The organism is Falsiroseomonas sp. HC035 (assembly GCF_050563525.1).
Lineage (GTDB): Bacteria > Pseudomonadota > Alphaproteobacteria > Acetobacterales > Acetobacteraceae > Falsiroseomonas.
Window position 1 is genome coordinate 1 of the sequence record NZ_JBNXUN010000085.1, and the last position, 380, is coordinate 380.

Below are 380 nucleotides of genomic sequence, written 5' to 3' on the forward strand. Positions count from 1 at the left end.
TAGGCCGTGACGCTGAGGGCGGATGCCTTCTGGTTGCGACCATTCCTTTAGACGACCTGCCGATCGGCGGGTTCCGCTCTCCACTCTCGATGTGCTGCGGTTTCCAATCTCTGTTCATGCACCGCCAGGTGCCTTTCCAGAGATCAGATCCTGCAGTGCGCATCGAGATGTACCCGCGCAGTTGCGGGGTTGCTTCCAGAAGATGGTCTCGCACAGGCTTTGCCTGGGCGCGATTTTGCATGTTCTTTGATATTCAAATCTGAATTGGTTGTGTTGTGTAAGTGGAAGTGTGAGTGCGACAGGTGCGCATCCTTCTTTCAGGCAGGCGCTGCGTCTTTGGCGCGGTTTGGTCCTGCGTGTGGGCAGTGGTGGCGGTATCT

Annotated in this window: 1 protein-coding gene; it reads left to right on the forward strand. The window is 56.6% G+C overall.

What is annotated here, in order from left to right; genetic code table 11:
- A partial coding sequence (locus ACLF3G_RS29560; protein WP_430672947.1) for a hypothetical protein occupies positions 1 to 263 on the forward strand: 263 nt, incomplete at its 5' end.
- Positions 264 to 380: the final 117 nt, after the last annotated feature.